Origin of the sequence: Roseivirga spongicola (assembly GCF_001592965.1) — a bacterium.
GTDB classification, from domain to species: Bacteria; Bacteroidota; Bacteroidia; order Cytophagales; family Cyclobacteriaceae; genus Roseivirga; species Roseivirga spongicola.
This window is the reverse complement of sequence record NZ_LRPC01000012.1, coordinates 321,624-347,702: the sequence shown is the minus strand read 5'-3', so window position 1 is coordinate 347,702 and position 26,079 is coordinate 321,624. Positions and strand designations below refer to the sequence as shown.

The following is a 26,079-nucleotide window of genomic DNA, read 5'->3' as shown; positions in this document are numbered from 1 at the left end:
CCACTATTCTGTGGTAGAATTGACGGCTACTTCTACCGCTTGCTGATAAGTTTTTGAAACAGGAACTTCTAAATCTGAAGAAAGCATCATAAACAACTTTCTATTTCCCGTTTTCCACTGTATAAAATGAGTAGGATTTACTAGAAAAGAACGGTGAGTTCGAATCAACTCTGGCCTATTCGCCTCCACTTCTGAAAGCTTATTTCGGATCAGTTGTTTCTTCACTTCGCCTTGAACTAAATAAGCTACTTCTACATAATTGTCGGCCGACTGAATACAAATGAGATCACTTAAATGGAGCCGCAAACCTTCATAGCTACCTGCGCCCTGAATTTCAATCTTCTTATCTTCCAACTGCTTCTCTTTGTACTTCCCAAATGACCATCTACCTATGGCAATTATTGGGAGAATAGTCGCAATTGCAGGTAAATAAATATGAGTAGCGAAGTATCCAAGAGTATAGGCATTAGGATGAGCATCCATCACTATATAATAGTAGACCAGTCTAGAAACCAGAAAACAAGTAACGGTTAAAAGCCCAAGCTGAAGTACTTCAGCAGTGAGAGACCACTTCTGTTTTTGCTTTCGCCACCACCAGTATTGAAACGGCAAAGTCAGTACGTAACAAGCTGAGTTAAAGAGTCCATAAACAGGCAAGTACAATAACTTCTCTTTGTCGGTAAGCTCACCAACATCTAAAGGCTCAGTAAAAAACAAAAAGGCAAAAACCCATATAGTTAAGCCCGCAGCAATCAGCAGATGGTGTTTAAAAGAAGGGTCGAACGGATAGTGCTTATTCACAAATACTTGAGGCTTTCTTATTTGCAGTTCGAAATATATAAAACCCTAATCTATTCCGAAGCTTCCACTAACTAAATCAGATTTATTACTAAAAAGTAGAACATATCAATTTTACATCTATATATTTGTTCTACAATTTAGTAAGTAACGTATGAAAGAAACTAAACTTGGTGATTTTGAGGAGACTCTACTGCTTTTAGTGGGAATCTTAGATAAAGAAGCCTATGCATTCAGAATTGCGGAAGAGTTTGAATCGCAAACTCAGCGTGCAGTCTCTATAGGTGCGGTGCATTCTACGCTCAACAGACTTGGTGAAAAAGGCTTTTTAAGTTCTGAAATGAGTGGAGCCACAGCAGAAAGAGGCGGAAGAAGAAAACGGATATATACCATTACAGCGTCTGGTCAGCGGGTTTTGGAAGAATCTAGAGACTTTAAAATGTCGCTTTGGAATCAGTTTCCTGCTTTTGCTGGGAATTTGAAGTTCAATTTTTAAACGTCACTGCGAGGAACGAAGCAGTCTCTCTCTTTCAATATGGAGATTGCTTTGTCAGAAAAGATTGTTGCACATCTTTTCTTTCTCTCAATGACGCCTCATAAAAAAATGAAAAACTCTAAAAACCATATCAATTCTGAATCCAACCTTCCCCCTTCTGGGAGAATAAAAGGGGGTACCCCTCCTCGCCTGGCTGAAAAGCTGCTGCTCTGGTTCTTGAAAGATGAACTGGCAGAAGAGGTACTGGGCGATTTGGACGAGAAGTTCTATTCAACAGCAGAAAAACATTCAACACGAAAGGCAAAGCGTAATTATTGGTTTCAGGTCATTCATTACTTACGCCCCTTTGCACTCAAATCAACAAAGTTCAGAAACTTAACAGCAACATTTATGATTGGTCATTTTCTTAAAATATCATGGAGAACTTTACTTCGAAGAAAGGTTTTCTCTTCCATTAAAATTGGTGGTTTTGCTATAGGCATTGCTGCTTGTATTCTCATTTCACTCTTTGTGAGACACGAACTGAGCTACGACAAACACTACAGACATCAGGAGCAGATTTTTAGAATTGCCAATCAATACTCCAATGCGGGAGATTTTGGTCGGTGGACTAACTTACAAGGACCATTCAAGCCAATTCTAGAAGACTATGTCCCCGAAATAGAGTTAGTAGCAAAGACAGTTTTCTGGAAATGGGGCGATGTAGGTGAGAACCACGTCAGAAAGCAAGAATCGGTCAACAACATCTATGAAAGTGGCTTCTTTTATGCAGACCCAGAGCTGTTAGAAATTCTTGAAATACCCTTGCTCTATGGCGACCAAAAGACAGCACTCTCTCAGCCTAATTCAATAGTCATTTCTAAAAGCAAGGCCGAGAAATTCTTTCCAGGTACCAATCCAGTGGGCGAGCAGCTTATTCTAAACGACAACTCAAATCAACCTTACACTATTGGCGGGGTAATGGAAGATCTACCCAGCACAACCCATTTGCAAGGTGACTATATTCTCACTTTAAAAGATCGAAAATCGGGCCCTGGCTCTACAGGATGGTGCTGTTCTAACTATACTTTCTACATAAAAACCATAGCTGGAGCAAATAAGAAAGCACTCGAGCAAAAACTGGTTGAAATTAGAGACACTTATGTAATGGACCTATTGGCTGCGGAAGGTGTGTCTGAATTAGACGACATGCGCAACTACAGGTCGTTCTATTTACAACCCATAGCCAATGTACACTTGAATCCTGAAGAAATTGGCGACTACCAGCAGCATGGACAAGAGGATTTAGTTTGGATTTTTGGAGGCATTGCACTCATCATTCTTGTGCTAGCCTGCCTAAACTTCATCAATCTTTCCACTGCAAAATCTATACAGAGGGCTAAAGAAGTTGGTTTAAGAAAAGTAGTTGGTTCAGTGAGAACAGGACTTATTCGTCAGTTTTTAGTCGAATCAATTTTTTACAGTCTCATTTCAGTCATCCTCGGTTTAGCAATAGCTAGCATTGCACTCCCTACCTTCAACCAATTAGCCGATAAAACTTTAGTATTGCCCGTCAATAATTTCTGGTTTATTCCTAGCCTGGCCCTGGCCGCTATCATTATTGGTTTTATTTCAGGAATATACCCTGCCCTTTACCTTTCCAGATTTAGTCCAATAGATGCCCTTAAGGGCAAAACAAAAACCCGTGGCAAAAATTCTCTAGTTCGAAATGGCATGGTGGTTTTTCAGTTTACCGCCACGGTTATTCTCGTCATTTGCTCATTGGTGCTACACAAGCAATTCAACCATTACATGAATCAATCGCTTGGTTATGAAAAAGATCAAGTAATTAATATTCTCGGCCTCAACACCATAGAAGCATCAGAGCGTGATTTACTGAAGGAAGAATTATTGAGACTTCCGGGTATTTCTAGCGCCACTCTAGCTGACTATTTACCTGTCTCTGGAGGCCGAATAACCAATGCGGCCTTTTGGAACGAAGGAAGAAAAGAGCTAGATCCAAGCTTTGAAGCTGCCACTTGGCGGGTTGACGAAGACTATATTGAGACTATGGGCATGAAACTGACCCAAGGCAGAAACTTCACCAAACAAGCCTCTGACAGTTCAGCCATTATTATTAATGAAAGTATGCTCAATCAACTGCTTTTAGATGACCCCATAGGAAAGCAAGTGGTAGACATGTTCAACAATAAACGAACCATTATTGGCGTGGTAAAAGACTTCAACTTTGAGTCGCTGGCAACTAACGTAAGACCTTTGGCCATGACTCGCGGAAAAGGTTTTAATACTATTTCGATTAAAATAAGCACCAATGAACTCGCTGAAGTTACTAGCAGCATTGGTAAAACTTGGGATAACATTAAGCCTAATCAACCTATCAGGTATTCATTTATGGACGATAGGTTTGAGCGAATGTACACAAGCCTGCTCAAGGCAAAGAACATCTTTATTATCTTCAGTATCCTTTCCATTACCGTGGCTTGCTTAGGCCTTTTCGCGCTTTCTGCCTACACTGTTGAGCAACGGAGCAAAGAAGTAAGTGTTAGGAAAGTGCTTGGAGCTAGTGTGAGCCGGCTTTTTACATTGCTAGCTAAAGACTTCATCAAGCTGATTTTTATTGCCATAGTTATTGGAATACCTGTCGGCTGGGCTCTATCGGAAGAGATTCTACAAGGAATGGCCAATACCATAGACTTGAACTGGTCAATTTTCTTGGTGTCGGCATTGGTTGCCTTTGGTATTGCCCTATTCACCATTAGCTACGAATCGGTGAGAGCTGCAATAGCCAATCCGGCTGAAAAATTAAGGTCTGAATGAAACTGAAACGTCACTACAAGTGAACGATGCTACCTCACAAATCATTCGAGAGTTTGCTTCGTCTGAAAAGATTGTTGCACATCTCTTCTTTCTCGCAATGAAGAAAAACGATGAAGAAAACTAAAAACCATATTAATTCTATATCCAACCTTCCCCTTCCGGATATTCGAACCGCGACAGACGAACTCGCAAGACGTCTTTGCGAGGAGCAAGCTTCGCGTCCCGAGGCATCGGGAGCAAAGGTTGTGACGAAGCAATCTCTCTACCTGGATTTAGAGTATGCTTCAACACAGTACCTAGGGACTTTCTCAACGAAGAGGAGATTGCCGCGTTGCAAAATTCCACTGCGTTTATTTTGCGCCTCGCAATGACGAAAAACGATGAAGAATTCTAAAAACCATATCAATTCCGAATCCAACTCTCCCCCTTCAGGGGGAATACAAGGGGGTACCCCTCCTCGCCTAGCAGAAAAGCTATTGCTCTGGTTCTTGAAAGATGAACTGGCAGAAGAGGTGTTGGGCGATTTGGACGAGAAGTTCTATTCAACGGCAGCAAAACATTCTACGCGAAAGGCAAAGCGCAACTATTGGTTTCAGGTCATTAACTATCTACGCCCTTTTGCTCTTCGATATTTCAAATTCAAAAACTCTTACAACACTATGATCAATCACAACTTTAAAGTGAGCTATCGGCAGATGCTCAAAAACAAAGGCTACTCCTTTATCAATATTGGAGGCTTAGCCATGGGAATGGTAGTGGCCATGCTTATTGGCTTATGGGTAAAAGATGAACTCACCTTCAACCAAAACCACAAAAACTACAATAACATAGCGCAGATGCTTCGTGTGGAATCTGATGGCTTAGGCGGAACAGCAGTAAACAACTCCTTAACTACTGGCATGGGCAACTTGGTACGCCAATCGTTCCCCGATCAAATAGAAGAACTTTTTATGGTGAGAGCCAGAAAGCAAGCACCTATTATTGGTAATGGCGAAAAGAAGTTTAGAGAAGTAGGAATCTTTCTTGAAGAAAACGGACCAAGCGTACTCACCCTAGAGATGATTTATGGCAGTACTAACGGACTGAAAGAAACCCGATCAATTCTGCTATCAGAAACTTTGTCTCAAAAGCTCTTTGGCGAAGAAAATCCGGTCGGTAAAACTGTAAAGCTCAATTCAGACAAAGACCTATTGGTTGGCGGAGTTTATAAAGACTTACCCAAGAACTCAAAGTTCTCTGAAGCCGCATTCTTCTCAAGATTACTATTGCTTTTTCGGGAAAATGAAGAGTCTATGAACGTATGGAATAACTACAACATAGATATCTATGTAAAATTGGCCAACCATGTAAATCATGAACAGCTGGCAGAGCTGGTAACCGAAAAAATTCAAGACCATTACGATGATTGGGCAAAAGAAGCAGGTCAAACGTTTATTCTACACCCCATGAAAGATTGGCACTTGAATTCTGAATGGAAAGATGGTGTGAATGTGTTAAGTCAGGAAAAGAAATTCGTTAGGCTCTACGGAGTCATTGGCGTATTCGTTCTATTACTGGCGTGCATCAACTTTATGAATTTAAGTACTGCCAGGTCTGAAAAACGAGCTAAAGAAGTAGGCATTCGCAAAACACTTGGCTCACTTAGAAAGCAGCTGATCACTCAATTTTACATGGAATCATTCCTCTACACCATTGCCGCATTTGGACTTTCTCTGGTACTGCTTTGGGCACTATTGCCTTGGTTTAACGAAACATCGGGTAAAGGCATAGTTGCTCCTTGGAATCTGACCGAATTCTGGCTGGCAGGTATGGCTTTCATTCTCTTTACTACAGTAGTTTCCGGTTCTTACCCAGCCACATATCTTTCTAGCTTTAGACCAATTAAAGCACTCAAAGGCGGGCTAAAACCAGGTAAAGCAGCATCCTTATCTAGAAAGGTTTTGGTTGTTTTTCAGTTTAATATTTCCATTGCCTTGATCATTGGTACCATTACAGTCAATAATCAAATTCAGGCCGCCAAAAACCGACCTATCGGTTATTCTCCCAAAGGCATGATCGCTTTAGCACCTGGCTCGCCCCGATTTGGCCAGCAAAGAGAACTGATGAAACAGGAGATACTGAATACTGGGATGGCCGATGCTGTTGGCTTTTCCAATTACCCAGTTACAAGTCGGTTGGGGTGGAATGGTGGTTTTACTTGGGAAGGAATGGATCCAAGTTTCGACCAGTCATTCAACACCATCACAATTTCTAATGGTTATGCAGATGCGGTGAATATGGAATTCATTGCAGGAAGAGACTTTGATCCGAACCGTGAGACCGACAAGAACGCCATCATAATCAACGAATCTGCCATGAAAGCCATGCAGTTGGAGAACCCAGTAGGCACGGTGGTTAAATATGACCCAAGTTGGCGAGAAGCGGTAAACTACACCATAATTGGCGTAGTAAAAGACATGATAAAGGGCTCCCCGTTTCAGCAAACCGATCAGTCGATTATGTTTTTAGATCAGGAGTATACTAGCTATATGTACATTCGTTTGAACCCGAATGTGAGTACGAGCGAATCTATTGCTGCCATTGGTGAGGTTTACAGCCAAATTTTACCAGAAGCTCCGTTCGACTATCAATTTGCTGACGATCAGTATAATCAAAAGTTTGAGGCCGAGCTACGCATTGGTCGTCTAGCGAAGTTCTTTACCCTACTAGCCATTCTTATTAGTTGCTTAGGACTATTTGGACTATCATCTTTCTTAGCTGAACAGCGAACTAAGGAAATTGGTATAAGAAAAGTTTTAGGAGCCAGCGTCATTAACCTTTGGAAGTTACTTTCTAAAGACTTTGCTCTGCTTATCATTTTATCTTGTCTTATTGCAATTCCAGTATCCTATAATGTACTGCAAGGATGGCTCGATAGCTATGAGGTACGAACCGAGCTTTACTGGTGGGTATTTGCTGTAGCCGGACTTGGCGGACTTGTAGTTACTTTAGCCACAGTTAGCTTTCAAGCACTAAAAGCAGCTATTGCTAACCCTGTTAGAAGTTTAAGGTCTGAATAGAGCAAGGATGAAACTGGCTTAGCGGAATAACTAAGCCAGTTTCATTTCCTCCAAACATCTATCCAAGCCTTCGGCATTGAACCATTCTTGCTCCCAAGCGATCTCAACCACTTGGTGAATTCGCTTTTGATAGATCGCTCTTAATCCATTGGCCTCAGTAAACTGAACCACCTGCTCAAAAGAGTTATACATACTTTTATAGAAAGCTTCTTGATTGATTCTTTTGGCTTCATTGAAGCGCTGAGCTGTTTCTATATTGAAGAGCATAACATCTGCAATAAGGGCAGCATCCATTTCTAGCAACAGAAATTGCTTAATGTATTTCTGCGCTACCGACCTTCTTGCCCTTGCTCGTTTACGTTTTAAAGGAAAGTACTCATTGGCAATTTTAGCCTTAGCCTCTTCTACCAACTTATCCTCTTTAGGGTTAAAAACGAAGTTGTAATAATCTTTAACAGGTTTAAATCGGCTATATAAATCAAGTACTTGATTTTCCAATTCCTCCTTGGGCAGAGATTGTAAGTACTTGGTGAGGGCTCTTTTGCTCATGGAGTAAAAGTAGTGATTCTGTAATGTAATTTTCTCTTGCTCAGTCCCAGCGTAAATTTAGCTTGGTTTGTCTCTAACAAGAAAAGGGCTTAACTTAGAATAAAACAAATGAACACTAAATGGAATTCTTAGTATTGATCTCGATCGGTTTAACTGTAGTACTTTGGTCTTGGGCTTTGTTTGACATTGCGAAAACCAGAAGACAAGATCCATCTCAAAAATCTATCTTTTTCTTATTGATCATTGCCTTTCCAGTATTAGGCTCAATTCTTTATTTTCAACTCAAAGGAAGAGCACCTAAAAGGAAATTCCAGCCCAAGTTTCGTTAAAGATTTATTGCTCAAGTAGACATGACTATTTAGTCTACAATTCCCATTCTACCCAAATCTAAGTCGATTGTCCTTCCTCCTTCAGCGATAGATTGATAAATGGCTTCGCAGATAATCATATCTCGCTTACCCATTTCTCCAGGGGCCTTATTTGGCGCGCCTTCCAGAACATGAAGAGCAAAGTCATCCATTTGTAGCTTCTGCTGGCTTTCATGAGGGAATTTGATTTCCTCTCCTGTGGATAATCTTCCTGATAATGGCCCATAATTATTGGCAGGATTCAATTCCAGCCAACCATTGTCGAAGGCAGAATAGTGTCGGTTTACATTAGCACTATGAGAGGTAAAGATATTACCAGTGGCTCCATTCGGGAATTTGAACTGAGCTGAGATCGACTCATCAGTATCTTTAAAGTATTCAGGATCAGTACTGAATTCTTGTGCAGAAACTGAAATAGGATTCTGCCCTGTACCATAAATAGAACCTTGAATAGCATAAACACCCATGTTGAGGAGAGCACCTCCTCCAGCAAGTGCTTTATCCAGCCTCCACTGGTCTGGGTTACTTCTCGATCGATAGCCAGCTTCGGCAGAAACATAACGAACCTCACCAAAAGGTTTCTCCCTAACAACTCGCTTAATTTCATTGGTGTAAGGCTCAGATTGCAACCTGTAGCCAACTCCTAACTTTACCCCAGCTTCATTACAAGCATTGATAATATCATCACATTCTTTAACACTGATAGCCATAGGTTTTTCGCAGATGACATGCTTCCCTGCTTTTGCCGCTCGAATACAAAAGTCAGCATGCATGGCGTTCGGCAGCACAACATAAACCACGTCTATGTCTTTATTATCGGCAATGGCATCGAAATTTTCATAATTATAAATATTGGCTGAAGGTATTCCATATTTATCTGCCCATTCCTTCTCTTTAGCTGGAGTCCCCGTAACTACACCCGCCAAGTAGCAATGTTGTGTATCTTGCAACGCAGGAGCCAACTGATAGGTGCTGTAAGACCCCAAACCCACCAAGGCTACTCCAAGTTTTCTCCCTTGACTTTGGCACGCCAAATTGGACAATGGTAAAACTCCCATGGCCGCCATGGCTCCTACTCCTTTTATTGTCTTCATGCTAAAATCTCTGCGTGATAATTTCATAGGTCTGAATTTAACGAATTACCATGCAGCCCGCTCACAAAAAGAGCTAAACATTAGTAGCTTATAATGAGTAACTTACTCATTAACTAATCAACTCTAACTATGAAAAAACTCCAAAAACAAGACATCAACCAAGAGGTATTCGACCTATATGATGAATATGCTCATAATAAAATTGACCGAAGGGTATTTCTCGAAAGGCTTTCCATTTATGCTGTAGGTGGTCTTACAGTTGCTTCTTTGCTCAATTTTATAATGCCTGACTATGTGACTACGGCTACTGTTAACCCAGATGACAAGAGACTAAGCTCAGATTACGTCACTTACAATTCTCCCAAAGGTGGTGGTGAGATAAAAGGCCTTTTCTCAAAACCAGAGAATGCTTCAGGCAAGCTACCAGGTATAGTAGTGGTACATGAGAACCGTGGGCTAAACCCATATATTGAAGATGTTGGAAGAAGGTGTGCCGTTGCTGGTTTTATGAGCATTGCCCCAGATGCATTGACCCCTCTTGGTGGCTACCCTGGTAATGATGATGAAGGTAGAGCCATGCAGCGCAAGCGCGATAGAAATGAGATGCTGGAAGATTTTATAGCAGCCTATGAGTGGTTGAAAGCAAGACCGGAAAGCAACGGCAAAGTAGGTGTAGTTGGTTTCTGCTTTGGCGGCTGGATCTCCAACATGATGGCTGTTCGTTTACCAGAACTTGGTGCGGCAGTTCCTTTTTATGGTAGCCAGCCTTCTGCTGAAGACGCAGCAAAAATCAAGGCTCCTTTGATGCTTCAATATGCAGGACTTGATACTAGAGTAAATGCTGGGTGGCCAGATTACGAAAAAGCATTAAAGGCCAATGGAGTAGAACACCAAGCCTTTGTTTATCCGGAAGTAAACCATGGCTTTCATAATAACACCACACCTCGGTACGATGAAGCTGCTGCTACACTTGCTGAAGACAGAACTTTCGACTTCTTTAAGAAGCACTTGATGTAATTACTTGCGAGTCAAGCAACCTTAGCGATTAAACATTACCGCAGAGAGCGCTAAGAACGCAAAGACTCTTTTTGACAAGTAGTCATTATCCCAGACCTTCCCGAAGCATCGGGAGGGTAAGAGGTTCGGTTTTATAAAATTTTGGAGAGAAACTCAAAGTTTAATGAGTTGGCACCGTTTTAGGGATCGAGGGTTTTCTTTAAGAAGCATTTGATGTAGGTAACCTGTCATTCCTGCGAAGGCAAAATCTGTAGTTAAACGCAATTAATGGAGTTCTTTGACAGCGCGGGAATGACAGCACTTTATACTTACTGATTTAGAAAGCTTCTAACTGATTTATCGAACTCGGTAGGGTTTTCTATAAATGGAAAGTGACCTGAATTTTTGATTACCTCTAGCCTTGAATTTGGTAAGGCCTTCGTCATTTTTTGGGCGTGCAAATTGACTGCAGCCTCACTCTGCCCAAATAGAACAAGGGTGGGTGATTTAATTTTAGATAGATCAGCATATAAATCGTAAGTACCTAAATCTGGCCCTAAAAGCCCGAACACGGCACTTCTCTGCTGAAAATCTTCTGGAATAAAGAGATTGAGTTTGTTAATGTTTCTAGCGTCAAACATTTGAGATTTAAAGGAAAGGAGCATCATTTCCTTAATGTATGGAACAGCATTAGCCGAGCGTAGAAGCCCTGTGCTCACAATAACATCTAACCTTCGCTGATCGGCTGCATTGATGTTCTTAGCAGCTTCTAAATTCTCTTTCTGCCAGTCGACTGCACTTGGTGCCATAGAGTTTGAAAGAATCAAATGATCCACTTTGTCATCATAAGCAATAGCGTATTTCATGGCTATCAAACCGCCCCATGAGTGACCATAGACATTGAGCTTTTCATGACCCAACTTCTGCCTGATTTGCTCAATATCATCCACAAAACCAGCAAGATTCATTGTTGCGGAATCAATTTCTATTGATGATTTCCCGCAAGCACGTTGGTCATAGAAAATCAGCTGATAGTCTTTAGCTAAGCGCTCAAAATGAGGCAGGAAATACGAATGATCTAATACTGGACCACCATGGATAACCAGTAGCGGTTCGCCCTCACCCATAGTTTTGTAATAGACGTCAGAGCCATTCACTATCATATAGCCTTCTTCCACCTCAAGCGGCTTTTCCTTACATGCTCCGAGCAGGAGAAGTAAAAGTATAATGCTATATGAGCGCAAAATTTTAGCCACCTACTTTTTTAGCTCTATATCCTTCTGACTGTAGTATTTCTAACACCTTTGCTCTAAAATCTCCTTGAATTAAGATTTCACCATCTTTGGCCGAGCCTCCAACACCACATTTAGACTTAAGCATTTTGCCAAGTTCTTTGAGGTCGTCTGCAGTTCCAACAAAGCCCTCCACTAAGGTCACTTGCTTACCTCCTCTACTCTTCTTATCGAGCATAACTTTCAGGTTTTGCTCTGAAGGAGATAGGGTTTCTTCCTCGAGTTCACCCTCATAGTCATAGTCATAATCTTGATTAGTCGAATAGACTACCCCAGTTCTTCCTTTATCTCTTTTATTCTTCTTAGACATAATTCGAAATTAGCTATTGACAAGGTATTTAGAAAACAGAAATCGGAAATCAAGTCTATTCAACCTAATTCCCGATTTACCTTTTTCGAATTAGCTATAATATTTACTTCTTCATTGAAAGTGTCATTACCGGAATAGTGGCGTGGTTCACTAAGTCTTCTGCAATGCTTCCTGTTAAGAGATGTAAGAGACCAGTTCTACCGTGAGTGGCAATGGCTATCATGCAAGAACCAAGGTCTTCGGCAAAGTAAAGAATACCATCTTCTTCAGTGGCCTCATTATAGATGTTCACCGTTACCTCTTCTAGCCCATTCTGATCGATAAATTTCTTGAACTTATCTTTCATCTGCCGCTGAGTGTAGAAGTGATTAGGCGTATTCACCTTTAATAAATGAAGTTTGGCACCTGTTAAAGCTTGTATGCTTTTAATATGGCTGATGAATTTAGACTGATCTGTAGTTAAGTCTGTCGCATAAACGATATTCTGAATATCGCTTAAACTTACTTCGTCTTTCACGGTAATTACAGGGCACTTGGCGTAACGAACAACTTTTTCAGTATTCGAGCCTATGAGTATTTCATCTAATCCGCTAGAACCTTGAGTACCCATTATTAGTAGGTCTGCCTTATGTTCAGCAATTACATTACTAATTCCCTGATAAGGGTTTCCCATTTCCAAAATGGTTTCTACCGTTAGTCCCTTTAGCAATTCATCTGCTGCGGAGTCTTTCAAGTGCTGTTTCTGAACTTCAATGAGCTTATTGATGTAGAAGGCCTCTTCACCTACAGGCTCGGCTCCCTCGCCCATAGTGTTAAAAGAGAAGTTTCTAGCACCTTCAATAACATTCACTAGCAATATTTTGGCATTGCCTCTTTTGGCAATTTCAGCCGCCAACTTAGTGGCATTTCTGGCTTGTTCCGAAAAATCTGTTGGTACGAGTATGGTTTTCATGACTATTTCCTTTCTTATTTCTGTCTACTTTTAAATACGAAAAAATATCCGAAGAAAAGAATGATTTAGGTCATGAACGGAGAAGAGTTTCTATGGAGTTTCGCAAACCACAATGTCATTATTCGCGCTGAGCTTAGGGCTTAAATAGGGCACTCCCAAATTGAGCCCTCTGAATATCAAAAGCGCAGCAACCAATAAGATAAAACGAGGCACCCATCGGCTGAACACTTTCTGATTCCATTGTTTCACTGTGTTACCGAAAAAGGCAGCAGCCAACATCATTGGGAATGTACCTAAACCAAAAACTAGCATGTAAAGAGCGCTTCCTCCCAAAGAGGACATAGAAAGAGAAGCTAATAAAGCCATATAAACCAAACCACATGGCAACAGCCCATTGTAAAGCCCCATGAGAGCATTCGATTTGAAGGTATTACCTTGAAGTAGTTTACCCAATCTCATCTTCACCTTGAGCACTAGCTTATTGAGTGGCTTAACGGAAAATGACTGTGGAATTCGGCCTCGAGTAAAAAGCAGAAAAAGAATCATCAAAACACCCGTACCTATTGATAGATATTGCTGAAATCCGACAAAGGAAATCGTTTCTCCCACCAAACCGATAATTAAACCAAGCATGGCATAGGTACTTGCTCTCCCGAGGTTATAGGCCAGTTTATTTCTCCACCAAGCTGCACGTTTATCCTTTTGTTGTGGTAAGGCCCAAATGAGAGGAGCACACATACCAAGGCAGTGCATGCTTCCTAGTAACCCAAATAAAAAGCCAGTCCACAAGAGCAACATCAGATTACAAAGTCTATTTCCTTATAGTATTCTTTATTTCCGTCAGTCCAGAAAAGCTGTAGTTTCCAAGCACCTACCACAAACTCAGAAATATCTTGTTCGAACTGATTGGTTTCATTCAGCTCTAACTCCATTTCTTTATCGTGCCTTGCACTACTAGATCGGTAAAACTTCACTTTTCCTTCTTTGATGTTTTGAGCAACACCTTCGGGGAAAGCAAGCGAAACCTTCAAGCCTGTTCTGTCTATTGAAAACTCAGGTTTTTGGTCTAGAGCATTTACGTTTCTGATTCTAGTGAGCTGATCTTCATAAGCCAACTCTTGCTCGTAGTAATTGTCGGCCACTAGGCTGAATTCAGTATTCATACTGATATAGACGAGCGTGAAAAGCACTCCAAAAAAGAGTACAAAAGCCACAATAATTCTATTTCCCCAATTCATAATTTAAAACTTTACAGGCCCAAGAAAATTAGTAGTAATATTATCGATGATCTGCTCACCAGAGCGCAGCTCTAGCTCTATTTTGGTTTTCGTTTCTGTTAAATCCGCTTCTGGCAGCTTGATGATAAACACCCGGTCTACTTTAGATTTGGCTGGCAGAATTGTGGCACCCTCCCCCACAGATTCAATGGTTCCGTCAACACCAATTAGCGATACATCTAACTGAATATCTTCCGCAGTTTTGTTTAAGAACTGAATATTGTAGATGTTCTGAATCATGCCACCTTCAACCTTCTGATACATCATACCTGGCATGCGCAAAACCGTGGCTTCCACATCAGATCTGCCCGACACAAAAATAGTGAGCAATGTCATTAGCACTACTAATACTCCAGTGTAGCCAGCAACTCTTGGGGTGAAGAGTTTCTTCCTTCCTTCAGCAATAGCGCTATAAGAGGTAGGACGAATAAGCCCAGTTGGCTTACCGATTTTGGTCATTACATCATCACAAGCATCAATACAAGCGGTACAGTTTACGCACTCCAATTGCGTTCCGTTTCTAATGTCTATACCCGTTGGGCAAACGTGAACGCAAAGTTTACAGTCTATACAATCGCCTTTGGTGTTTCGATCTTCGTTACGCTTCATTCGACCCCTTGGCTCACCTCGCAACCAATCGTACATTACGGCCATTGAGTCTTTGACCAAAAGCACACCCTGAAGTCTTCCGTAAGGGCAAATAGCTACACAAGCCTGTTCTCTCAAAAAGGCAAAGACTCCATAAAATATAGCGCTAAAGGCAATTAGCCCTATAAAGCCTGCCAGGTTCTCAGATGGAGGCTGAGAAACAATCTCTTTCACCTGTTCAATTCCTATGAGATAAGCCATCACGGTGTGACCAATAAGAATGGCTATCAGGGCAAAAATGCTATGCTTGAGCAACCTTTTCCTGATCTTCTCAGCATTCCAAGGCATTTTTTTGAGTTTACGTTGCTGGCCAGTATCTCCATCTATCCAGTATTCAATTTTACGGAATACCATTTCCATAAAGAGAGTCTGCGGACAAGCCCAACCACACCAAACCCTACCGAACACTACGGTAAAAAGAATGATGAATACGAAAAAACTGATGGCCATAAGGGCCAAGATAAAGAAGTCTTGAGGCCAAAATACAGCGCCAAGAATAGAGAATTTGCGTTCGAAAATATTGAGAAGCAAGAAAGGCTCGCCACCAATTTTAATGAATGGCCCAGCAAAAAGAATAGCCAAAAGGACAATGGAAACCACTATCCTTTTGTTGTGATATCGGCCCTTCGGCTTCTTAGGGTAAATCCATACCCTTTTCCCTTTCTCGTCTACGGTAGCAATAGTATCGCGATATTGCTCATCGTAATTGTAGAGATCCTTTATTTTATCCTGCTCCATTGACTTTCATTTTTTGTCTCAGTGTGACACCGAGACTGGCAACTTCAAAACATGATCGTCAGTCCCAAGCTGATCGGGAACCTCATGATCACTTGTACAGACCATTTAGAGACTCCCGTTTTCAGGGGGAATGACGTAGCCCTAGTGAAATACTAGGACTAGCTACGTCTATTCGTTCTCCGGCTCATAGAGCTCTCCATCTGGAGGCAAAGCACCAGGAGGGTTCGTTCCTTGTAAGGTCATTACATAAGAAGCCACATTTCTCATTCTTATCGGATTCAACTGACTCTCCCAAGAGATCATGGCTGTGTTCGGCACACCGTTCTTAATCACTTTGTAGATGTTCGAAATACCTCCACCGTTTCTCCAATATTCATCAGTAAGGTTAGGCCCAGCCAAACCTCCACCGTCTGCCTTGTGACAAACTGCGCATTGAGCCTCGAAGAATTTTTGTCCATCAGCCAACTCTGTAGCGTCTGTAGTAGCCGTTACGGTATTCTCATCAAAGTCTACCACCAAGTCTGCTTCTGCATTGGCCTTTAGTGCTTCTGCAGCTGCAATCTCTCTTTCATATTGCTCCTCTTGAAGAGGTGCGGTTTTGAAAACGTGGAAAATGAGAAGGTATACAACGGCATAGACCACGGTTACGTAAAACAAGCCCTTCCACCACGGTGGCAAGTGATTGTCTAGCTCTTTGATGCCATCGTAATCATGGTCTAACAAGAGTTCTTCTTCCTCCTCCATTGGCCTGAAGTCATTCCACTTAGCCCAAAGCTTGGCAAACCAACCTGGTTCGGCTTCTTGTCTGGCCAATTGCTCTTCTGTCATTTCCTTTCGGATAAAGCCTTTTAATAGCTGTAAGACATAAATAGCTACCAAGAGCACCAAAAGAGACACTAGAAACACCAAACCAAAAGTGATGTATAACATGGTTTCTTGACTTATGCCTGAACCTGCTGTGGTTTGGGCATAAGATTTCGTACCCAAGAGCATCAAAATAGCTACCATGAGGGCAGAAGTTTTATGTTTGAATTTTCTTAAAATGTTCATGCTTCTGAATTTATTCTTGGGACTGAAACTCATTTAAACTCTCGTCTGACAAGGGAAGATCTCCCATGTGCTCTACATAGTCTTTGCGCATTTTCCACACGTAGCCAATCAGCCCTACAAAGAACACGAAGAAGATGATGAGCGAAATAATGGGCCAAACCTCCACATTATGAACTTGTTCGAAATAATACTTAAACATGGCTTACTTATTTGCGGTTGGTTCTGCTTTAATATCCGTCCCTAATCTCTGCAAGTAGGCTATTAGGGCTACGATTTCTGCCGTTTCAGGAATGTCGATATTGTTTTCCTTCAAGTCGTTCTTAATGGCCATTGCTTGCTCCTTCAGATCATTATTGGCCACTTCTTCATATCCTTCTTCGTAAGGCACTCCCACCGTTCTTAAGGCTTTGATTTTACCTGCTGTTAAGCCTGGATCTATCTGCTGTCTGTATAGCCAAGGATATGGCGGCATAATAGAACCTGGTGAAGTAGATGTTGGGTCTAGCATGTGGTTGAAGTGCCATACATTGTTGTATAGTCCCCCTACCCTATGTAAGTCTGGACCTGTTCGTTTAGAGCCCCAAAGGAATGGGTGATCGTACACAAATTCACCAGCCTTAGAGTACTCACCTTTGTATCGGACTGTCTCTGAGCGGAATGGTCTTACCATCTGCGAGTGACAGTTATTACAACCTTCTCTGATATAGATATCTCTACCATGAAGTTCCAGCGGAGTGTAAGGCTGAACACTAGCAATGGTTGGAATATTCGACTTGATTAAGAAAGTAGGCACCATTTCAATAACCCCACCAATAAGGATAGCTACCAAGGTTAGTACAGTGAAAATAACCGGCTTTCTTTCTAAAGCACTGTGCCAGTGACCACCAACCACTTTCTTCTTCTCCAATGCTGGAGCTTCTGCAGCTTCTTCGGCCATGAACTTACCTTGCTTGGCAGTTTTCATAAGGTTCACCACCATTATAATCACACCTGAGAAGTAAAGTAGACCACCTATAGCTCTCATCATATACATAGGTATAATCTGAGTTACTGTTTCTAGGAAGTTCGGGTACTCCAAGAAGCCTTCAGCATTGAAGTTCTTCCACATTAAGCTTTGAACAACACCTGCGGTATACATAGGCAGAGCATACACTATTATACCCAGTGTACCCAACCAGAAGTGTGTATTAGCCATTTTGGTTGAAAAGAGCTTAGTACCCCACATTTTTGGTATCAACCAGTAAAGCATACCGAAGGTGAGGAACCCATTCCAACCTAAACCACCAACATGAACGTGAGCGATAATCCAATCGGTAAAGTGGGCAATAGCGTTTACACTCTTGATAGAAAGCAAAGGACCTTCCAAAGTAGACATACCATAAGCGGTAACTGCCACTACCATAAACTTCAGAACTGGGTCTTCTCGAACCCTATCCCAAGCACCACGAAGTGTCAACAAACCGTTGAGCATACCACCCCAAGACGGTGCAATAAGCATTATTGAGAATACCGTTCCGAGCGATTGCGCCCAATCTGGAAGCGAGGTGTACAATAAGTGGTGAGGACCAGCCCAGATATAGATAAATATCAACGACCAGAAGTGAATAATAGATAGTTTGTAAGAGTAAACTGGCCTGTTGGCTGCCTTAGGCAAGTAATAGTACATTAGGCCCAAGAATGGTGTAGTGAGGAAGAATGCCACCGCATTGTGTCCATACCACCACTGTACAAGCGCATCTTGCACACCAGCATACCATGAGTAACTTTTGAATAATGTGACAGGAATTTCGAATGAGTTAACCACGTGTAGTACAGCAACTGTTACGAAAGTGGCTATGTAGAACCAAATAGCTACGTACATGTGGCGCTCTCTTCGTTTAAGAATTGTACCTATCATGTTGATACCGAACACTACCCATATTAAGGTAATGGCAATATCAATTGGCCACTCTAGCTCGGCATACTCTTTAGAGGTGGTCATACCTAGTGGAAGCGTAATAGCCGCAGCCACAATAATGAGTTGCCAACCCCAGAAGTGAATCCAGCTGAGCATATCGCTGAACATTCTGGCTTTGAGTAAGCGTTGCATGGAGTAATACACTCCAGCAAACATGGCATTACCCACAAAAGCAAAAATCACTGCATTGGTGTGCAGCGGTCTTAGTCTTCCGAAAGTGGTATACTGAATGCCGAAATTAAGTTGGGGTAAGAATAGTTGGGTGGCAATAATGAGCCCTACCAACATACCGACAACACCGAATACAACGGTTGCTATCGCAAAGTACTTGACAATTTTGTTGTCATACTTGAATTGTTGCAGTTCCATAGTCACAGCTTGGGTTTTCAAAAATTATGATTCGAAGGTAGCTGTGCGGGGAAGAATGCGACCTGATGGCCATTAGGTAAAAAACTGATTTAAATCATGTTCTAGATTGTAGTTAGAAAAATGGCCATATAACCACTAATACAAAGGCTAAAACCACTTAAATCATTTAATAGAGGTTAGCTAAACCTTAAATCAATAAAAGGAGTCTATGCTCTATATTCACATTAAACTCAAAATCATGAAAAAATTAAGTGCAATTATTCTATTTAGTCTTTTCGCTTTAACGGCAAACGCTCAAATAGAAAAAGGGAAAGTTCAGGTAAGCGGTAGCTTTAACATCTCAAGTATTGAGGTTAACGGAATAGAAACCAACCGTTTTGACCTGACTCCACAAGCAGGTTACTTTTTATCAGACAATATAAGTCTAGGGGTAGTGTTAGGCTACCAATCGGCTGGTAACTCCAATGCAAAAGACAAGCTTTTTAGCTTTGGAGTATTTAGTAGGTTCTATAAGCCTATTGCAGATAGATTCTATTTCTTTGCTCAACCTCAAATTGCTTTTGGAACAGGAGAGACAGCAGCGGAAGCAGATATATCTGCCTTTAGCATTGGTATCAGACCTGGATTCTCTTACTTCCTATCAGACAAAATCTCAATGGATATGTCGGTACAAGGCTTTAATTATGAGAACCGAGAAGAAGGAGCAAACGAAAGAACTTTCACTGGGTTCAGCCTAAACCCTAACACCGTAAATGTTGGCGTAAGCTTCCTTTTTTAAACTAGGAGTTAAACCGCCTAACTAAACACCTTTCCCTCTCTTTTCTTTCCATAATTGGGGTCGAAAAGTAAATAGCTTATTTCTAAGCTATTTCTTGAATATAAGTCGCTAATCATGAATCAAATTATACATCCAGTAGTGTAGACTTAGGCTTGAATAATTATAAGGAAATGGTTATTATGAGAGTAGGAAACACACATTTATGCAGAAAGCAACAAAGTCTTTATATCTTTTTATTATTGCGATTTTCATGTCATCGCAAGTCCATCTCCAAGCACAATTTTTACCGCAAACTGATATTGAAATAAGCTACAATAACGTCAATGCTTGGAGTAAACTAGATGATTTTCAAAACAACAATAATGATGGATATGGTTTTGGACTAGCGTTAAATCATACCCTAAGCAATGATGTCTTAATAAATCTAAAATACAGCCTTAATAATATCGAATATCGAGATTTGGAAAGAAGATATATGAACTCCTATTACGAGCTGAAAACCGGATATGGTTTTCAGCTCTCTGAATTCACTGAGATAATTCCACAAATGGGTTTCGGGGTAACTAACCTTAATCAATATAATAGTATTCAAACTCAGATTGCGGGACAGCCTGAAAGTAAAAGTACAACTCACTACGATAAAGGGGAAAAGGAACCATTTCGAAATTGGATAGCAGGTGCTAGACTTAAGCATAAACTATCTAATTCAATCTTTATTGGCCTGGACATGAATATCTATTATTCATTCAATTTTGACATTGGCAGAACAATATTCTCTCCTTATATCAGCATCTCCCCATTTAAATGAGACGATTCTATTGAAGTTTAACCTAAACCGCCTGACTAAACACCTTCCCCTCTCTTTTCTTTCCATAATTGGGGTCGAAAAGTGAGCAGATATTGCGCAGGTATTGGTTGCCCATTTCGGTTACTGAATACCTGCCCTTTTCTTTTTGAATAAGGCCATCGTTTAGCAGTGTTTCCTGTAAAACAGATTGATCAAGACTTATATCGCTCGAATCGAAATACTTCTGACAGGCTACTTTCAGTATTTGCTCTCTCACTTCTATATCTTCTTGAGACATAAAATGACCTTTAAAAACTGGTAGTTCGCCATTATTCACTTTTTCCATATAGCCTTCTACCGTTTTTACATTCTGAGCGTAAGCCAAGTGAACATCTGAAATAGAAGAAACTCCTAAGCCAACGAGTATTTTACCCGGGTTGGTGGTATAGCCCATAAAGTTTCTATGCAGATCTTCAGTATGCATGGCTTTGAGCAGCGAATCATCTGCCAAAGCAAAATGATCCATACCAATGAGTTTATAGCCTAAGTTCTTTAAGCATTCTTGACCAAATTGATTCAACCTCCGCTTCATTTCTGGCTTTGGTAAATCCTTTTCAGAATATGCTCTTTGACCTGGGCGTTGCCATGGCACGTGTGCGTAAGAATAAAAAGCGATTCTATCAGGCATTAATTCAGACACATAATCAATAGTATCTTGAATGCTCTCAAGGGTCTGAAATGGCAGTCCGTAAATAAGGTCAAAATTCACCGACTTATAGCCTAACTCTCTAGACCATAGGGTTACTTGTTCAACCTCTTCAAAGCTCTGTCTTCTATTGATAGCCTCTTGCACCTTCGGGTCGAAGTCTTGAATGCCAAAACTGACTCGTGTAAAACCAACCTCGGCCAAGGCTTTCAGATGGTCGTAAGTAGTATTGCCTGGGTGTCCTTCAAAGCTAAACTCATATCGCTCGTGCAGGTCTGCATATTCCAGCAGACCTACAATGAGCTCCTTCAGATGTTTAGGTGAAAAGAAGGTAGGGGTTCCGCCCCCTAAATGAATTTCTTTAATGGTTGGCCGCTCTCCTAAAACCTGTAAATAAAGCTGCCATTCCTTAATAAGAGCTTGAATATATGGACCTTCCACTGCATGATTTACCGTAATGCGAGTATTGCAACCACAGTAAGTACAGAGGCTCTCACAGTATGGCAAGTGGATGTAGAGGCTCAAACCATCTTTACCATGCTTGGCAAATGACTGTTGAACTAGTTCTTTATAGCCCTTCTTTGTGAAGGTGTTTACCTGCCAATCGGGCACCGTTGGATAACTGGTGTATCGAGGCACGGGCACATCATACTTTTTCAGCAATTCCAGCTCCTTCTTCATTTTTCTTCTTTTTCTTTTCCTCAAATAACATTCTCACTGAAGGCGAATAGGTATCGTCATATTGCCCAGACCTCACTGCCCAATAAAAGGCTCCTAAAAAGACAATTGCTACAATAATGCTGGTAACAATTAGAACTAGAATAACCGACATATTACAATCCCTTTCTTTTTGCTCTTAACCTTACCATTGCGGTGGTAAAAGCCACCACAGAAATACTACTCAAAGGCATTAGCACTGCCGCAAAAAGCGGAGTAAGAATACCCAATACCGCGAAGGTGATGCCACCCACGTTATACATCAATGAAATGGCCATGCTTGCTATAACCACCGTTTTCCCTTCGGTAATTAATGACAGTAAACTACCTAATTTCTTAAAAGCATTGGCATCCATAATAGCATCACAGGCTGGGCTGAAAGATGAAATATCTTCTGTAATAGCAACACCAACATTACTCTGCTTTAGTGCTCCAGCATCATTGAGGCCATCACCGAACATCATTACCCGATGACCATTCTTTTGCAAAGCTTGCACTTTCTTCAATTTATCGTCAGGCTTTTGTTCAAACTGCATTTCGGTTCCTTTTGGAAACAATTCAGTCAATGCAGCCCTTTCCTGATCATTATCTCCTGAGAGCAGCTTGAGCTCATTCGCCAGAGACAACTCTTCAATCACCTCTTTCAATCCATTTCTATAGGTGTTATTCACCTTAAATACCCCTCTGTACTTACCGCTTATGGTTAAGTAAACAGCACTAGATTTGGCTTCTTCAAGGCTTTCCATTCCTATAAACTTTGCCGAACCTAGCTTCACCTCTACCCCACTTACCACAGCCAAAATGCCCTTGCCAGTAACTTCTTCAAACGACTCAATCTGATAGACATCTGGCTCGGCATTCAAAAATTCTTTGACATACCTGCTTAATGGGTGGGTACTGCTCGAAACGGCTGCCACAACCAAAGAAGCCTCGGCAGCTGTTAATTCTTCGCCCTCAAATTCGATTTGCTTTGCTTTCGGATCTGTGATAGTCCCTGTTTTATCGAAAATGATGGTATCAACCTTTTGTAGATCATCAATTACATCAGCATTCTTAAGAAACAAATGGTGCTTTCCAAGTACTCTGAGAATGCTGCCTTGGGTAAACGGTGTTGAAAGTGCCAAAGCACATGGGCAGGCAATAATTAAGACTGAAGTAAAGACCAGCCATGTTTTTGATGGATCAGTAAACTGCCAGTAAACTGCCGACACAATGGCAATAGCTACTATGGCAATGGTGAAATACTGACTCACTCTATCTATTAGCTTGAGCGATTTCTCCTTCCTTTCGTAGCCTTCTTCATTCCAAAGCGAAGTCAGGTAACTTTGAGAAACTGGCCTTTGAATGATGAACCTAGCCTGTTTTCCTGCAATTCGTCCACCAGCATAGATGTATTGCCCCTTGCTTTTCTGCACAGGTTCTGCCTCACCCGTTACAAAGCTATAGTCGATAAAAGCCTGATCATCGATTAAGATTGAATCGGCAGGGATCAGCTCGGCATTGCGAATAAGCATTTCATCACCTTTCTCCAGATCATTCACAATGATAGGTTTATACTCTTTACCTACCAACTTTAGTACAGCCAGCGGAAAGTAACTCTTATAGTCTCTGTCGAAAGAAAGCGCCTGATACGTTCTGTTCTGAAACCATTTACCAATGAGCAGAAAGAACACTAAGCCAACGAGTGAATCGAAATAGCCAGAACCCGTTTTTGAAGCCACCTCATAGACACTGCGTAAAAACAGCACCACTAGCCCTAGGGCAATTGGCACATCTATATTGGCATATTTCTGACGGATAGATTTGAAGGCCGAAACGAAGTAATCCCAACCACTGTAGAAAACCACAGGCAAAGCCAATACCGCATTTAACCACCTGAAAAAGACCTGATAATTATACTCAAGCGAAGTTATTCCGAGGTAATCGGGGAAGCTCAGTAGCATTACATTACCAAAGCAAAAGCCTGCGATACCCATTTTTATGAGCAATTGCTTATCGAACTGCTGATAAACACTGTTAGACTCTTCCTTCTTCTCTAAGTTAAAAACTGGTGTGTAGCCAATTCTATCTAGTCCTTCTGCCAGTTGGCGCAATGAAATTTCTTGACAGTTGTAATGAACTGTCAGCCTTCTCTGACTGAAATTGACTTTAGAATCTAACACCCCAGGGTTTAGCCTGTCCAAATGTTCTAGCAGCCAGATACAACTACTACAATGGATATTAGGAATGCTTAAAGTGATTCGCTCATGCTTTCCATCAGAGAACTCTAGCAAAGACCTGACAATTTCTTCATTGTCTAAAAAGTCGAAAAGAGCGGTTTTATTCTTTTGTGTTATCCCTGGGTTCTGCTCTAAGGTGTAGTAATCGCAAAGCTCATTTTCAGATAAAATCTCATAAACTGTTTTGCACCCAGTGCAGCAAAAATCTTTTTCATCGGCCGTTATCTGGCCTGTGTAACATTCATCTCCACAGTGATAGCAAGTGGTTTGTTGCTTTTCAATGGTCTCTCGCATGCTCAGTCTTTGAAGATGAAAATTGGATGTTCTAGAATTTGAGTCTCGAACTGTTCGGTGCTCTCTAAAATCTGTCGCCCCAAATCGGTATTGACAATAAGCATTGGTTTATCGCATTCATTCTGTACATACCTGAATAGGCTTGGAAAAGCTTCATCGTATAGGTGTTGGGCACCAATATTCTGAAAGTAAACTTTTAGGTATTTAATGAACACCTTTTCACGCTCCATCTCTAACTCGCTTTCGGGGTCAGACATAAGCAATGAAAGCGGCAGATTTCTTAAGTCTTCATTGAAAAGTTTAAGAAAACCCTTCATCATTTTCACTGTCTCTTGACTGGCATCGTGGGCAGCTACCAAGCATTCTACATCAACATTACCCGGCAACAGTAGCAATGGGCAAGCAGAAAACTCAATAAGATAATTCAGCCAATCAGGTGCACTTTTATGTTGTGCACTTTGAAGATCAATCACCATTAAATCGGCCACAGAACTTTCACTAATCAAAGTTTCCGTTTCTACTTTCTTTAAGGTTTCCACCTCAATTCCATGGCTCTTGGTGTACTCTTCAACACCCATCTCATACTCTACCTGAGAATCTAGACTCTCCGAAACTTTCTTAGAAGTCTGAGCCCCAGAAGACACATGAGCCTTTTCCAATTGCTCAATGAAAAACACCTTACAATACTTCTGATTGATTGGAGCTAACACACCCTCAGTGCTTTCTAGCAGAGGAATTAAGTTAGCCTGTGAGGCTGAAGCTAAGAGTATGGTCTGTTTCACTACCTTAGATTTAATTGGTAATCAAAGGTATGTGGACCGCTAAAAGTTGTGATTGATGGCCATCAGACTAAAACATGATTAAAATCATGTTTACCATTCATTTAGAGTAAGCTAATGGCAGAAACCAGAAAGCTTATCCCTCCTTAAATTTCCCCAAGGGCATAACAGATCAACTAGGACTCTCCTTAAAAGGTCTGGGTAAAAGCGACCAAAAACATCTATAGAGTCTTGTTATCTCTTAAACTCGAAATTGGCTTTTACAAAAGCCTTATGCGTAGAAATCTGCTTCGTGAATTAATCGCTGAGCATCTAGCACTTGTATCTTCTTCCCTTTTAAACCGATGAGTCCATCTGATTTAAAATCGGAAAGCAGGCGAATAACTGTCTCCGTTGCGGTGCCCACTATATTGGCTAAATCTTCTCTAGAAAGTGCTATATCGATTACATCACTACCCTCACCTTCCATTCCGTAGGTCTCTTTCAGCATAATGATGGTAGCAGCCAGTCGCTCTCTTACCGACTTTTGAGCTAGTTGCGCCAATTTCTCCTCCATAACACCAAGTTCATGGCAAACCGCTTTCATTAGCTTTTGAAAGAATGCTGGGTTCTTACTTAAAATAGATAGAAAGTCGCTCTTAGGTATAAAGCATATTGCAGCTTGCTCAAGCACCGTTCCGGTAGCCCCATAAAACTCTTCACTTAGCAAAGACCTATACCCCAGAAAATCTCCTGGCTGAGCAATGAATAGAATCTGCTCTTTACCATTGGAGCCCATTTTGTATACTTTCACCTTTCCGTGATTGATACAAAAAATACCCATAGGCCTGGTTCCTTCATAGAAAAGCGTTTGCCCCTTTTTGTACGTAACACACGATTTATGCGATGAAAGTACTTCTAGGTCGTCCGTAGGTAACTCTGAAAAATGACTATCTCCTCTGCTCTGACAAAACTGGCATTGGAGGTCTATATGGTTAGATTTTCTGGAACTCATAAGCTCAGATTGGAATTACTTAAAATTAATAAGTA

General features: G+C 41.2%; 24 protein-coding genes. 7 read left to right on the top strand and 17 right to left on the bottom strand.

Annotation, left to right across the window (positions count from 1 at the left end; all coding sequences use genetic code 11):
* Positions 1–3: 3 nt before the first annotated feature.
* Complete coding sequence (locus tag AWW68_RS09470) at positions 4–801, bottom strand: LytTR family DNA-binding domain-containing protein (protein WP_068219942.1); 798 nt, start codon at positions 799–801, stop codon at positions 4–6.
* A 151-nt stretch (positions 802–952) separates the two neighbouring features.
* Between AWW68_RS09470 and AWW68_RS09465 the strand changes: the two genes are divergently transcribed.
* From AWW68_RS09465 to AWW68_RS09455, 3 genes are all read left to right on the top strand, one after another.
* Positions 953–1,294 carry a PadR family transcriptional regulator gene (locus tag AWW68_RS09465; RefSeq protein WP_068219939.1) on the top strand — a complete coding sequence of 114 codons (342 nt, stop codon included), beginning with the start codon at positions 953–955 and terminating at the stop codon, positions 1,292–1,294.
* A gap of 108 nt (positions 1,295–1,402) precedes the next feature.
* The gene (locus tag AWW68_RS09460; protein ID WP_185101243.1) at positions 1,403–4,111 is read left to right on the top strand and encodes an ABC transporter permease; all 2,709 of its coding nucleotides are present in this window, start codon (positions 1,403–1,405) and stop codon (positions 4,109–4,111) included.
* A 380-nt stretch (positions 4,112–4,491) separates the two neighbouring features.
* A complete protein-coding gene (locus AWW68_RS09455) occupies positions 4,492–7,170 on the top strand; it encodes an ABC transporter permease (RefSeq protein ID WP_068219934.1) in 2,679 nt (892 codons plus the stop codon).
* Positions 7,171–7,200: 30 nt separating this feature from the next.
* On the opposite strand, the gene AWW68_RS09450 is transcribed toward AWW68_RS09455, so the two are convergent.
* Positions 7,201–7,719, bottom strand: a complete 519-nt coding sequence (locus AWW68_RS09450; protein ID WP_068219933.1) for a DUF6155 family protein — start codon at positions 7,717–7,719, stop codon at positions 7,201–7,203.
* A 119-nt stretch (positions 7,720–7,838) separates the two neighbouring features.
* Here AWW68_RS09450 and AWW68_RS20470 point away from each other — a divergent pair, with 119 nt between their 5' ends.
* A complete protein-coding gene (locus tag AWW68_RS20470) occupies positions 7,839–8,048 on the top strand; it encodes a PLDc N-terminal domain-containing protein (protein WP_068219932.1) in 210 nt (69 codons plus the stop codon).
* Positions 8,049–8,077: 29 nt separating this feature from the next.
* Here AWW68_RS20470 and AWW68_RS09440 read toward each other — a convergent pair whose 3' ends face one another.
* A complete protein-coding gene (locus AWW68_RS09440; protein ID WP_068219930.1) occupies positions 8,078–9,208 on the bottom strand; it encodes a Gfo/Idh/MocA family protein in 1,131 nt (376 codons plus the stop codon).
* A 102-nt stretch (positions 9,209–9,310) separates the two neighbouring features.
* On the opposite strand from AWW68_RS09440, the gene AWW68_RS09435 reads away from it, so the two are divergent.
* On the top strand, positions 9,311–10,198 hold the full coding sequence (locus AWW68_RS09435; RefSeq protein WP_068219928.1) for a dienelactone hydrolase family protein: 888 nt from the start codon (positions 9,311–9,313) through the stop codon (positions 10,196–10,198).
* A gap of 308 nt (positions 10,199–10,506) precedes the next feature.
* On the opposite strand, the gene AWW68_RS09430 is transcribed toward AWW68_RS09435, so the two are convergent.
* The 9 genes from AWW68_RS09430 to ccoN all read right to left on the bottom strand — a co-directional run bounded on the left by AWW68_RS09430 (position 10,507) and on the right by ccoN (position 18,770).
* On the bottom strand, positions 10,507–11,433 hold the full coding sequence (locus AWW68_RS09430; RefSeq protein ID WP_157717591.1) for an alpha/beta fold hydrolase: 927 nt from the start codon (positions 11,431–11,433) through the stop codon (positions 10,507–10,509).
* The gene (locus tag AWW68_RS09425) at positions 11,426–11,779 is read right to left on the bottom strand and encodes a translation initiation factor (protein ID WP_068219920.1); all 354 of its coding nucleotides are present in this window, start codon (positions 11,777–11,779) and stop codon (positions 11,426–11,428) included. The genes AWW68_RS09430 and AWW68_RS09425 overlap by 8 nt, the downstream gene beginning before the upstream one ends.
* Before the next feature lie 103 nt (positions 11,780–11,882).
* Positions 11,883–12,731, bottom strand: coding sequence for a universal stress protein (locus AWW68_RS09420; RefSeq protein WP_068219916.1), 849 nt, complete (start codon positions 12,729–12,731; stop codon positions 11,883–11,885).
* Positions 12,732–12,821: 90 nt separating this feature from the next.
* Entirely contained in the window at positions 12,822–13,529 is a 708-nt protein-coding gene (locus tag AWW68_RS09415) for a sulfite exporter TauE/SafE family protein (protein WP_068219913.1), read from the bottom strand.
* Positions 13,529–13,969, bottom strand: a complete 441-nt coding sequence (locus AWW68_RS09410) for a FixH family protein (RefSeq protein WP_068219910.1) — start codon at positions 13,967–13,969, stop codon at positions 13,529–13,531. The genes AWW68_RS09415 and AWW68_RS09410 overlap by 1 nt, the downstream gene beginning before the upstream one ends.
* A gap of 3 nt (positions 13,970–13,972) precedes the next feature.
* Positions 13,973–15,394 carry a cytochrome c oxidase accessory protein CcoG gene (gene ccoG / locus AWW68_RS09405; protein ID WP_068219907.1) on the bottom strand — a complete coding sequence of 474 codons (1,422 nt, stop codon included), beginning with the start codon at positions 15,392–15,394 and terminating at the stop codon, positions 13,973–13,975.
* Between the two features lie 168 nt (positions 15,395–15,562).
* Complete coding sequence (locus tag AWW68_RS09400; RefSeq protein ID WP_068220804.1) at positions 15,563–16,444, bottom strand: cbb3-type cytochrome c oxidase N-terminal domain-containing protein; 882 nt, start codon at positions 16,442–16,444, stop codon at positions 15,563–15,565.
* A gap of 10 nt (positions 16,445–16,454) precedes the next feature.
* Entirely contained in the window at positions 16,455–16,643 is a 189-nt protein-coding gene (locus AWW68_RS09395; protein WP_068219904.1) for a hypothetical protein, read from the bottom strand.
* Between the two features lie 3 nt (positions 16,644–16,646).
* Positions 16,647–18,770 carry a cytochrome-c oxidase, cbb3-type subunit I gene (gene ccoN, locus AWW68_RS09390; RefSeq protein ID WP_068219901.1) on the bottom strand — a complete coding sequence of 708 codons (2,124 nt, stop codon included), beginning with the start codon at positions 18,768–18,770 and terminating at the stop codon, positions 16,647–16,649.
* 238 nt (positions 18,771–19,008) lie between these two features.
* Here ccoN and AWW68_RS09385 point away from each other — a divergent pair, with 238 nt between their 5' ends.
* Both AWW68_RS09385 and AWW68_RS09380 read left to right on the top strand, forming a co-directional pair.
* Positions 19,009–19,548 (top strand): outer membrane beta-barrel protein, encoded by a 540-nt coding sequence (locus AWW68_RS09385; protein ID WP_157717590.1) that lies wholly within the window; start codon positions 19,009–19,011, stop codon positions 19,546–19,548.
* A 202-nt stretch (positions 19,549–19,750) separates the two neighbouring features.
* Positions 19,751–20,356, top strand: a complete 606-nt coding sequence (locus AWW68_RS09380; RefSeq protein ID WP_068219896.1) for a hypothetical protein — start codon at positions 19,751–19,753, stop codon at positions 20,354–20,356.
* 22 nt (positions 20,357–20,378) lie between these two features.
* Here the strand turns inward: AWW68_RS09380 and hemN are convergent, their stop codons facing one another.
* The 5 genes from hemN to AWW68_RS09355 form a co-directional block, all read right to left on the bottom strand.
* A complete protein-coding gene (gene hemN, locus AWW68_RS09375) occupies positions 20,379–21,722 on the bottom strand; it encodes an oxygen-independent coproporphyrinogen III oxidase (RefSeq protein WP_068219894.1) in 1,344 nt (447 codons plus the stop codon).
* Positions 21,688–21,873 carry a cbb3-type cytochrome oxidase assembly protein CcoS gene (ccoS, locus tag AWW68_RS09370; protein WP_068219891.1) on the bottom strand — a complete coding sequence of 62 codons (186 nt, stop codon included), beginning with the start codon at positions 21,871–21,873 and terminating at the stop codon, positions 21,688–21,690. The genes hemN and ccoS overlap by 35 nt, the downstream gene beginning before the upstream one ends.
* A gap of 1 nt (position 21,874) precedes the next feature.
* A complete protein-coding gene (locus AWW68_RS09365; RefSeq protein WP_068219887.1) occupies positions 21,875–24,271 on the bottom strand; it encodes a heavy metal translocating P-type ATPase in 2,397 nt (798 codons plus the stop codon).
* Between the two features lie 2 nt (positions 24,272–24,273).
* Positions 24,274–25,053: a hypothetical protein gene (locus AWW68_RS09360; RefSeq protein WP_068219883.1), complete on the bottom strand. Its 780-nt coding sequence runs from the start codon at positions 25,051–25,053 to the stop codon at positions 24,274–24,276.
* A gap of 268 nt (positions 25,054–25,321) precedes the next feature.
* Complete coding sequence (locus AWW68_RS09355; protein ID WP_068219880.1) at positions 25,322–26,044, bottom strand: Crp/Fnr family transcriptional regulator; 723 nt, start codon at positions 26,042–26,044, stop codon at positions 25,322–25,324.
* Positions 26,045–26,079 lie beyond the last annotated feature (35 nt).

What these genes read in the sequence shown, in the direction of transcription:
- AWW68_RS09365 (WP_068219887.1), bottom strand. Translation starts at nt 24,271, where the DNA reads ATGCGAGAGACCATTGAAAAGCAACAAACCACTTGCTATCACTGTGGA.
- AWW68_RS09395 (WP_068219904.1), bottom strand. Translation starts at nt 16,643, where the DNA reads ATGTTTAAGTATTATTTCGAACAAGTTCATAATGTGGAGGTTTGGCCC.
- AWW68_RS09455 (WP_068219934.1), top strand. Translation starts at nt 4,492, where the DNA reads ATGAAGAATTCTAAAAACCATATCAATTCCGAATCCAACTCTCCCCCT.
- AWW68_RS09425 (WP_068219920.1), bottom strand. Translation starts at nt 11,779, where the DNA reads ATGTCTAAGAAGAATAAAAGAGATAAAGGAAGAACTGGGGTAGTCTAT.
- AWW68_RS09355 (WP_068219880.1), bottom strand. Translation starts at nt 26,044, where the DNA reads ATGAGTTCCAGAAAATCTAACCATATAGACCTCCAATGCCAGTTTTGT.
- AWW68_RS09440 (WP_068219930.1), bottom strand. Translation starts at nt 9,208, where the DNA reads ATGAAATTATCACGCAGAGATTTTAGCATGAAGACAATAAAAGGAGTA.
- AWW68_RS09385 (WP_157717590.1), top strand. Translation starts at nt 19,009, where the DNA reads ATGAAAAAATTAAGTGCAATTATTCTATTTAGTCTTTTCGCTTTAACG.
- AWW68_RS09435 (WP_068219928.1), top strand. Translation starts at nt 9,311, where the DNA reads ATGAAAAAACTCCAAAAACAAGACATCAACCAAGAGGTATTCGACCTA.
- AWW68_RS09410 (WP_068219910.1), bottom strand. Translation starts at nt 13,969, where the DNA reads ATGAATTGGGGAAATAGAATTATTGTGGCTTTTGTACTCTTTTTTGGA.
- AWW68_RS09380 (WP_068219896.1), top strand. Translation starts at nt 19,751, where the DNA reads ATGCAGAAAGCAACAAAGTCTTTATATCTTTTTATTATTGCGATTTTC.
- AWW68_RS09465 (WP_068219939.1), top strand. Translation starts at nt 953, where the DNA reads ATGAAAGAAACTAAACTTGGTGATTTTGAGGAGACTCTACTGCTTTTA.
- ccoG (WP_068219907.1), bottom strand. Translation starts at nt 15,394, where the DNA reads ATGGAGCAGGATAAAATAAAGGATCTCTACAATTACGATGAGCAATAT.
- AWW68_RS09415 (WP_068219913.1), bottom strand. Translation starts at nt 13,529, where the DNA reads ATGTTGCTCTTGTGGACTGGCTTTTTATTTGGGTTACTAGGAAGCATG.
- hemN (WP_068219894.1), bottom strand. Translation starts at nt 21,722, where the DNA reads ATGAAGAAGGAGCTGGAATTGCTGAAAAAGTATGATGTGCCCGTGCCT.
- ccoN (WP_068219901.1), bottom strand. Translation starts at nt 18,770, where the DNA reads ATGGAACTGCAACAATTCAAGTATGACAACAAAATTGTCAAGTACTTT.
- ccoS (WP_068219891.1), bottom strand. Translation starts at nt 21,873, where the DNA reads ATGTCGGTTATTCTAGTTCTAATTGTTACCAGCATTATTGTAGCAATT.
- AWW68_RS09460 (WP_185101243.1), top strand. Translation starts at nt 1,403, where the DNA reads ATGAAAAACTCTAAAAACCATATCAATTCTGAATCCAACCTTCCCCCT.
- AWW68_RS09400 (WP_068220804.1), bottom strand. Translation starts at nt 16,444, where the DNA reads ATGAACATTTTAAGAAAATTCAAACATAAAACTTCTGCCCTCATGGTA.
- AWW68_RS09450 (WP_068219933.1), bottom strand. Translation starts at nt 7,719, where the DNA reads ATGAGCAAAAGAGCCCTCACCAAGTACTTACAATCTCTGCCCAAGGAG.
- AWW68_RS09420 (WP_068219916.1), bottom strand. Translation starts at nt 12,731, where the DNA reads ATGAAAACCATACTCGTACCAACAGATTTTTCGGAACAAGCCAGAAAT.
- AWW68_RS20470 (WP_068219932.1), top strand. Translation starts at nt 7,839, where the DNA reads ATGGAATTCTTAGTATTGATCTCGATCGGTTTAACTGTAGTACTTTGG.